Source organism: Acidobacteriota bacterium (assembly GCA_020349885.1).
Classification (GTDB): domain Bacteria; phylum Acidobacteriota.
On the sequence record CP070701.1, the window covers coordinates 876,695 to 881,833 of the forward strand.

7 protein-coding genes are annotated in these 5,139 nt (G+C 63.4%); all 7 read right to left on the reverse strand.

Features of this window, described 5'->3' with window-relative positions:
* On the reverse strand, positions 1-953 hold a 953-nt coding region (locus JSV08_03730; protein UCF81531.1), incomplete at its 3' end, for a pyridoxal-phosphate dependent enzyme.
* 98 nt (positions 954-1,051) lie between these two features.
* Complete coding sequence (locus tag JSV08_03735; protein ID UCF81532.1) at positions 1,052-1,822, reverse strand: isoprenyl transferase; 771 nt, start codon at positions 1,820-1,822, stop codon at positions 1,052-1,054.
* Positions 1,819-2,574 (reverse strand): tRNA pseudouridine(38-40) synthase TruA, encoded by a 756-nt coding sequence (gene truA / locus JSV08_03740; GenBank protein ID UCF81533.1) that lies wholly within the window; start codon positions 2,572-2,574, stop codon positions 1,819-1,821. Before truA ends, JSV08_03735 begins: the two co-directional genes overlap by 4 nt.
* Positions 2,564-3,595, reverse strand: a complete 1,032-nt coding sequence (locus JSV08_03745) for a hypothetical protein (protein ID UCF81534.1) — start codon at positions 3,593-3,595, stop codon at positions 2,564-2,566. The genes truA and JSV08_03745 overlap by 11 nt, the downstream gene beginning before the upstream one ends.
* Positions 3,596-3,721: 126 nt before the next feature.
* Positions 3,722-4,309: an SIS domain-containing protein gene (locus tag JSV08_03750; GenBank protein ID UCF81535.1), complete on the reverse strand. Its 588-nt coding sequence runs from the start codon at positions 4,307-4,309 to the stop codon at positions 3,722-3,724.
* Positions 4,309-4,515 (reverse strand): twin-arginine translocase TatA/TatE family subunit, encoded by a 207-nt coding sequence (gene tatA / locus JSV08_03755; GenBank protein ID UCF81536.1) that lies wholly within the window; start codon positions 4,513-4,515, stop codon positions 4,309-4,311. The genes JSV08_03750 and tatA overlap by 1 nt, the downstream gene beginning before the upstream one ends.
* 98 nt (positions 4,516-4,613) lie before the next feature.
* A complete protein-coding gene (locus tag JSV08_03760) occupies positions 4,614-4,934 on the reverse strand; it encodes a hypothetical protein (protein ID UCF81537.1) in 321 nt (106 codons plus the stop codon).
* Positions 4,935-5,139: the final 205 nt, after the last annotated feature.

Below are 5,139 nucleotides of genomic sequence, written 5' to 3' on the forward strand. Positions count from 1 at the left end.
CCTTCGTCGAGGAAGCGCGTGACGTAGCGGTTCATCGAGTCGGCGAGGATGCAGACGATGTTCGCGGGGCGGTCGATTTTCCTCGCGTATTCCAGCGCACCCGCCACCGCCATCCCCGACGAGCCTCCGACGTAGAGGCCCTCGCGGTTGATGAGGTGCACCATCACGGACACGGCGCGGCGGTCATCTATGCGCAGAACGTCGTCCAGGACCGAGCCGTCGTAGCAGCCGGGAATGGAGGAGATGCCGAAGCTTTCCAGGACGGAGGTTCCCACAATCTCGATTTTGCCGGTGTGGAAATACGAGTAGTACGCCGACCCGAAGTGGTCGGGGCAAACCACTTTGACATTCGGGTTTTTCTCCTTGAGGAATTTGCCCACGCCGCAGAGCGTGCCGGCGGTCCCCATGGTGGAGACGAACACGTCGATTTTGCCCTCCGTCTGCCTCCAGATTTCCGGTCCCGTGGTCGAGTAATGGGACCGGTTGTTGGCGGGGTTATTGAACTGGTCTATGAGAAGGGCGTTCGGAAGCGACTCGGCGATGTCCTTGGCGACCTGGTAATAGTGCTTGGGGCTGCCCCAGGGGGCTTTCTCGGTCAGGCGAATCTCGGCGCCGTAGGAGCGCACGAAATCGATTTTTTCCCGGCTCATCGTGTCCGGCATGACGATGATGGATTTGTAGCCGCGCGCGTTTGCCACCATGGCGACCCCGATTCCGGTGTTTCCCGTCGTCGCCTCGACGAGGGTGCCGCCGGGCTTTATTTTTCCGCTTCGCTCGGCGTCGCGGACGATCCCGAGGGCGGTGCGCTCCTTGATGGAGCCGCCGGGATTCATGAACTCGCACTTGCCGTAGATGTTCGCCTTCGTGAGCCCGCTCAGCGTGCGCAAGTGGACGAGCGGCGTGTTGCCGATGAGTTCCGTGACGTCTGTTTTTCCGAAATGGCCGTTTGACATGGTTTCGCAGTATAGCATACGGGGCGCGGATTGTATTACCCCGCTCTTGACCCTTAACCTCCTACCCCTGCTCCCTGGTATTCGGGATGCGGGCTTTCTTAGACCCTTCCGTACCGGCGCTCGCGGTGCTGGTAGTCGAGCACGGCCTCGAGCAGGTGCCGCGTGCGGAAGTCGGGCCAGAACACCGGCGTCACGTAAATCTCCGTGTAGGCGATCTGCCACAGCAGGAAGTTGCTGACGCGCTGCTCGCCGGAGGTGCGGATGAGCAGGTCGGGATCCCCCCGGCCGGCCGTGTAGAGGTGCCGGGCGATGTCCTTTTCCGAAACGGTGGTGCCGGCGCGGTCGTTTTTCTTCACTTCCCGCATCAGTGAGGAGAAGGCGTCCGCGATCTCGGCGCGGCCGCTGTAGGAGAGCGCGACGTTGAAGAGCATGCCGGTGCACCCGGACGTTTCGGCCTCGGCCCGGCGAAGCGCCTTGGCCGTGGCCGCGTCTAGGTCGCCCAGGCGCCCGATGGGCTGGAGGCGGATGTTGTTGTCGAGAAGCGTTTTCAGCTCCTTGCTCAGGTACTGGCGCAGGAGCCGGAAGAGCGTGTCCACCTCGGTTTTGGGGCGCTTCCAGTTCTCGATGGAGAAGGCGTAGAGCGTGAGAATTTCAATTCCAAGGCGCGCCGCCGTTTCGACGGTGACGCGCACCGACTCCACGCCCGTCCGGTGGCCGTAGACGCGCGGCTTGCCGCGCTTTTTGGCCCAGCGGCCGTTTCCGTCCATGATGATGGCCACGTGGCGCGGAAGTTTTTTGAAATCCACCGAGGCGAGCAGGGTTTCCTCTTCCGAGCCCCGCCGCACCAGGCGTCCCATGTCGGGAATCATTCGAACGTCACCTTCTCGAGCACCAGGCCTTCGGGCGGCGCGGTGGGGCCCGCCCGCCCTCGGTCTTTGCTTCGCAAAATTTCGGTCATATCCTCCGGTGCAAGCTCTCCGCGTCCCGCCATGAGAAGGGTTCCCACGATGTTGCGCACCATGTGGCGCAGAAAGCCGTCGGCCTCGAACCGCATTGTGATGCGGTGCCCGCGGCGCGTGAGGCTTGCCCGGTACAGCGTCCGCACGGACGTCTTCGTCGAAGATCCCGCCGCCCGGAACGCCGCAAAGTCATGCTTTCCCACGAGTCTCCGCAACGCCTCCCGCATGGTAGCACAGTCGATGCGTCCGGGCGAGTGCAGAGCGTAGAGGCGCTCCAGGGGAGGCATCACGGGGCCGTCGTAGATTCGGTAGGCGTACCGCTTGCGCTTCGCGTCGCGGCGGGCATGAAAATTTTTGGGGGCGGGCGAGAGGCATTTCACGCGGATGCTCGGGGGAAGGAGAGCGTTGAGCGCCCTCTGGAGCGCCCCGGCGCCGAGCCGCGCGTGCGGCAGGGCGAAGCTGACCGCCTGTCCCCTCGCGTGAACGCCCGCGTCCGTGCGCCCCGCCGCGACGACGGCGACGTGCCGTCGTGTAATTTCAAAAAGAGCGTCCTCGAACGCGCCTTGAATGGTGGGCGTGTCTTTCTGACGCTGCCAGCCGTGGTGGCTCGTGCCGTCGTAGGCGAGGACGGCCCGGAACGTCTTTCCTTTCTCAGCGGCCACGGGTTTTTTGAAAGCGATGGCGCACGCCCGCGCCGATCAAGAAATCCTGTTGCCCGAGCGCCCGGTCGGTGAAATCTTCCATTAGCACGAACTCGACCCGTGTGCGTTCCGACGCCCGGTAGAACAGCGATCCGCCGAGGCCGAACGAACGTGCGCTCAACGTCCGAATTTGTACCTCCGGGCCGATGGGACTCGTGTTCCAGAAAATGTTTCCAGAAAGAACCCAGCGCTTCCGCATACTTCGTGGCCAGGGCATCGGCGTGTGAAAGCCGGCGTTGGCTCCCCAGTAGGAGCGCACCGGGACGCCGGGTGCCCGGGCGAGGTTGCCAGGCAGGACGACGTGGAAGCGCACGTAACCGCTGGCCAGCCGCCCGTGCCGCTTCGCCCAGCGGAGGGCGAGCGTCAGTCCGTAATCCAGTCGGCCGTTTCCGAAGCCGTGCCCGTCGTCGCCCGTGGGGATTTCCACCGCGCCGCGCGCGACGACCTCCGGGAGGTAGCCGTCCGCCCGGCGAAAGCGCGCGCTCGCCCCCAGGCTCAGGTCTCCCGCGTAGAGCCGGCCCGGCGAGGCGCGAAACGCTTCCCGGTCGTCCACCGTGAAGAAATAATCCTTGCCGTAGAGCTGTTTGCGGTGGAACAGGCCCCGCAGGCGGTTCGTCGAGGTCGTGTGCAGGGGCATCTCCGCGTCGAGGGCCGTCCGCGCGGAAAGGCCGTAGCGCGCGCCGAGGTACAGGGAGGAGATTTCCGCGTGCTGAAAGAGCTGGTGCCGGGGCGTCACCACGCCGACGTAGTGGCTGGAGCGGTAAAAATAGGAAGACAGCTCGAGCGACCCCGACGGCGGAATGTGCGTCGGCTGATGGAAGGGGTTAAGGAACCACAGAAACGCGGCGCCATGGTTCGGCATGCCGGGCATGAAGGAATCGTCCGCCCTGAACTCCGGCGACGCCTTCACGTCCGCCACCGCGGAAAACCCGAAGGCGAGCAGGAAAACGAAAAAACCTATGAAGCGGGACCGCTTTCTCATGGCTCGGCGGGCGCACCGATCCCGGGGAAGAAGAGTCTTTTTCCGAAGTGAAACGGTTTCACGTGAACGCCTCTCTCTGCACCGGGAACGAGGAGGAACGCCCTACGGCCCCGCGGAGGTTTTTCCCTATATCTTTTCCTCGATTCTTTCCTCGATGAGGGCGCAGAGCACGTGGATGACGACGGCGTGCGTTTCCTGGATGCGGGCCGCGGACGTTCCCGGGACGACGAGGGTCGCGTCCGCGAGCGGGGCGGCCCGGCCGCCGTCGCGCCCGAGGAGCGCCATCGTGGCGAGGCCCATAGCGCGGGCCTTCTTAAGCCCTTCGAGGACGCTGGGGGAGTCGCCGCTGGTCGAGATGCCCAGCGCGACGTCTCCGGCGCGTCCGAGGGCCTCGATCTGGCGGCTGAAGACGTGGGCGTAATCCGTGTCGTTGGCGATGCTCGTGAGGGCGGAGGTGTCGGTGGTGAGGGCGAGGGCCGCGAGGCCGCGCCGGTCCTTCCGCTCGAACGTGCCCACGAGCTCGGCAGCGAAGTGCTGGCAGTCGGCGGCGCTGCCGCCGTTTCCGAAGAGGAGAATCTTTCCGCCCTCCCGGAGAGCTTTTTCCATCCGCTCCGCCGCCCGCGCCACATCCGCGGCGTGCGCCTCGAAAAACCCGCGCTGCAACTCCCGGCTCTCGCGGGCCAGCGAAAGAACGCGCTCCGGGGAAGGCGGCATCAATTCGACGAGGAAGGCGGCGGGAGTTTGGCGTCGTCCGTCTTGCCGCCCGGCTCGTCCTGCGCGCCTTCCTTGATGGCCTTCCGGAAGCTCTGAATTCCGCGGCCCAGACTCGCCGCGACGTCGGGAATCTTCTTCGCCCCGAAAAGAAGAAGCACGATGAGCAGTATAAGCAGCAGCTCGGTTACGCCGAGGGATCCAAACATAAGGTAATTCTCCTAAGGGAAACAGGATAGGGGAAGAGGGCGGGGCATGTCAAATAGGGGGTGGTTGCCGGTTCTTTTTAAGGCTATTTTTCGTGAAATTATTCATAAATCAAATCAAACAATTTTTCGGCTCTTTTCTTATCCAGTTCCTTCAAAATCTTGTATTCTTCGAGGGCGTCACCGCGACGATTTAAAATCGAGTAAGTGATACCCAGGTTGAGGTGCGCCTTGGCCAAGTCCGGCTTCAGCAGTATCGCATGCTTGTGGGCTTCAACCTCTTCGGTCCAACGTCCCAGATTGCCGTATGCAGCGCCCAGAACCTCGTGCACCTCTTTCGACTTCGTCGTGATGAGCCCGAGCAAGAACGCTGCGGCCACCACGAATCCCACCGCCGGAAGGTAGGTTCGGTGCTCGTTCACGGGAACGTTCAAGGCAAGGACGCTCGAGGTCGGAAGCAGCGTGACGAAATGCCACAGGATGGCGAAACTGAGCAGGCCCCGGCGGACGCCCTCACGGACTCTTCATGGCGGCATCGAGGTGTTTCCGCAAATCTTCTGGAAGATTAAAGCCGCGCTTTTTCATTTCCTGAAAGACGCCGCTCGCTTTGTCGGCCTCACGAAGATC